The sequence below is a fragment of the Pseudarthrobacter sp. NPDC059871 genome, from assembly GCF_042731175.1.
Lineage (GTDB): Bacteria > Actinomycetota > Actinomycetes > Actinomycetales > Micrococcaceae > Arthrobacter.
Genome location: NZ_JBHWJV010000022.1, coordinates 1 through 3,591, shown reverse-complemented (window position 1 = coordinate 3,591; position 3,591 = coordinate 1). Strand labels below are relative to the sequence as shown.

2 rRNA genes are annotated in these 3,591 nt (G+C 54.7%); both read left to right on the top strand.

What is annotated here, in order from left to right:
• Positions 1–187: 187 nt before the first annotated feature.
• A 23S ribosomal RNA gene (locus tag ACFV4R_RS20080) occupies positions 188–3,314 on the top strand.
• A 159-nt stretch (positions 3,315–3,473) separates the two neighbouring features.
• A 5S ribosomal RNA gene (gene rrf, locus ACFV4R_RS20075) occupies positions 3,474–3,590 on the top strand.
• Position 3,591 lies beyond the last annotated feature (1 nt).

The following is a 3,591-nucleotide window of genomic DNA, read 5'->3' as shown; positions in this document are numbered from 1 at the left end:
TTGTGTGTGGGGTGTGTGGTGTGGGGTTGTTGTTTGAGAACTACATAGTGGACGCGAGCATCTTGTATAAGAAGCAATTTCCAAGATATATGAACCTGGATCTGGTTCGTGTGCTGTGGCCCTTTTTGGGGGTTGTGGTGCGTGGAGCAGTTTTCGTGGTTCTCTCGAAAATGTTTTTGATCTTTGTGGTCAAGTTTTTAAGAGCACACGGTGGATGCCTTGGCATTAGGAGCCGAAGAAGGACGTAGGAATCTGCGATAAGCCTGGGGGAGTCGATAACCGGACTGTGATCCCAGGGTGTCCGAATGGGGAAACCCCGCTGAGCGCGCGAGTGACTTGGTGACCCGCATCTGAACACATAGGGTGCGTGGAGGGAACGCGGGGAAGTGAAACATCTCAGTACCCGCAGGAAGAGAAAACAATAGTGATTCCGTTAGTAGTGGCGAGCGAACGCGGATCAGGCTAAACCGTTCCATGTGTGATAGCCGGCGGGCGTTGCATGGTCGGGGTTGTGGGACATTACGTGTCAGTTCTGCCGGGCTGACGGGGTGTGGGTGTGCGTATAGGTGAACGGTCTTGAAAGGCCGGCCAGAGAGGGTGTTAGTCCCGTAACTGTAATGCGTTGCACCGCCTTGTTGATGTATCCCAAGTAGTACGGGGCCCGAGAAATCCCGTGCGAATCTGTCAGGACCACCTGATAAGCCTAAATACTCCCTAATGACCGATAGCGGACCAGTACCGTGAGGGAAAGGTGAAAAGTACCCCGGGAGGGGAGTGAAACAGTACCTGAAACCGTGTGCTTACAATCCGTCGGAGCAACCTTGTAGTTGTGACGGCGTGCCTTTTGAAGAATGAGCCTGCGAGTTAGTGTTACGTCGCGAGGTTAACCCGTGTGGGGCAGCCGTAGCGAAAGCGAGTCTGAATAGGGCGTTTGAGTGGCGTGATCTAGACCCGAAGCGAAGTGATCTACCCATGGCCAGGTTGAAGCGACGGTAAGACGTCGTGGAGGACCGAACCCACTTCAGTTGAAAATGGAGGGGATGAGCTGTGGGTAGGGGTGAAAGGCCAATCAAACTTCGTGATAGCTGGTTCTCCCCGAAATGCATTTAGGTGCAGCGTTGCGTGTTTCTTATCGGAGGTAGAGCTACTGGATGGCTAATGGGCCCTACAAGGTTACTGACGTCAGCCAAACTCCGAATGCCGGTAAGTGAGAGCGTAGCAGTGAGACTGTGGGGGATAAGCTTCATAGTCGAGAGGGAAACAGCCCAGACCACCAACTAAGGCCCCTAAGCGTGTGCTAAGTGGGAAAGGATGTGGAGTTGCGAAGACAACCAGGAGGTTGGCTTAGAAGCAGCCATCCTTAAAAGAGTGCGTAATAGCTCACTGGTCAAGTGATTCCGCGCCGACAATGTAGCGGGGCTCAAGTACACCGCCGAAGTTGTGGCATTCAAATATTAGCTAAGCCCTTGTGGTTCAGGCGTTTGGATGGGTAGGGGAGCGTCGTGTGGGCAGTGAAGTCGCGGTGGAAACCAGCGGTGGAGCCTACACGAGTGAGAATGCAGGCATGAGTAGCGAAAGACGGGTGAGAAACCCGTCCGCCGAATGATCAAGGGTTCCAGGGTCAAGCTAATCTGCCCTGGGTAAGTCGGGACCTAAGGCGAGGCCGACAGGCGTAGTCGATGGACAACGGGTTGATATTCCCGTACCGGCGAAAAACCGCCCATGTTGAACAGGGGATACTAACTGCCCGAGACCTGCCCGACCGTCCTTTGGACGGAAGGGTTTTGGTGGAGCGCAGGACCTGATCCTGGGAGGCAAGCGTATTAACAGGTGTGACGCAGGAAGGTAGCCGAGCCGGGCGATGGTTGTCCCGGTCTAAGGATGTAGGGCGAGTGGTAGGCAAATCCGCCACTCATGATGCCTGAGATCTGATGGGACCCCCGTTTGGGGGGATTTGGTGATCCTATGCTGCCGAGAAAAGCATCGACGCGAGGTTTTAGCCGCCCGTACCCCAAACCGACACAGGTGATCAGGTAGAGAATACTAAGGCGATCGAGAGAATTATGGTTAAGGAACTCGGCAAAATGCCCCCGTAACTTCGGGAGAAGGGGGGCCCCAACCTTGATACACCTTCGCGGTGTGGAGGGGATCGGGGCCGCAGAGACCAGGGGGAAGCGACTGTTTACTAAAAACACAGGTCCGTGCGAAGTCGCAAGACGATGTATACGGACTGACTCCTGCCCGGTGCTGGAAGGTTAAGAGGACCGGTTAGCCGTAAGGCGAAGCTGAGAATTTAAGCCCCAGTAAACGGCGGTGGTAACTATAACCATCCTAAGGTAGCGAAATTCCTTGTCGGGTAAGTTCCGACCTGCACGAATGGAGTAACGACTTCCCCGCTGTCTCAACCATAAACTCGGCGAAATTGCAGTACGAGTAAAGATGCTCGTTACGCGCAGCAGGACGGAAAGACCCCGAGACCTTTACTATAGTTTGGTATTGGTGTTCGGAGTGGCTTGTGTAGGATAGGTGGGAGACGTTGAAGCCCGGACGCCAGTTCGGGTGGAGTCATCGTTGAAATACCACTCTGGTCACTTTGGACATCTAACTTCGGCCCGTAATCCGGGTCAGGGACAGTGCCTGATGGGTAGTTTAACTGGGGCGGTTGCCTCCTAAAAAGTAACGGAGGCGCCCAAAGGTTCCCTCAGCCTGGTTGGCAATCAGGTGTCGAGTGTAAGTGCACAAGGGAGCTTGACTGTGAGAGAGACATCTCGAGCAGGGACGAAAGTCGGGACTAGTGATCCGGCGGTACATTGTGGAATGGCCGTCGCTCAACGGATAAAAGGTACCTCGGGGATAACAGGCTGATCTTGCCCAAGAGTCCATATCGACGGCATGGTTTGGCACCTCGATGTCGGCTCGTCGCATCCTGGGGCTGGAGTAGGTCCCAAGGGTTGGGCTGTTCGCCCATTAAAGCGGTACGCGAGCTGGGTTTAGAACGTCGTGAGACAGTTCGGTCCCTATCCGCTGCGCGCGCAGGAAATTTGAGAAGGGCTGTCCTTAGTACGAGAGGACCGGGACGGACGAACCTCTGGTGTGTCAGTTGTACTGCCAAGTGCACCGCTGATTAGCTACGTTCGGATGGGATAACCGCTGAAAGCATCTAAGCGGGAAGCTCGCTTCGAGATGAGATTTCCATACACCCTCGGGTGTGAGAGGCCCCCAGCCAGACCACTGGGTTGATAGGCCGGATGTGGAAGCGAGGACTAACGACTCGTGAAGCTGACCGGTACTAATAGGCCAACAACTTACACCACACAGATACATACAAACTCTGCTTGCGTCCACTATGTGGTTCCCAACCAACAACCCAACACGTTGTAGGCCGGAACCAACAACTAAATAACAACACCACAATGTTGTAACCACAGTTTTCCCACACCACCCCCCACGGGGTTGGTGACGGGTCAAAGGGTTACGGCGGTCATAGCGTGGGGGAAACGCCCGGTCCCATTCCGAACCCGGAAGCTAAGACCCACAGCGCCGATGGTACTGCACCCGGGAGGGTGTGGGAGAGTAGGACACCGCCGGACA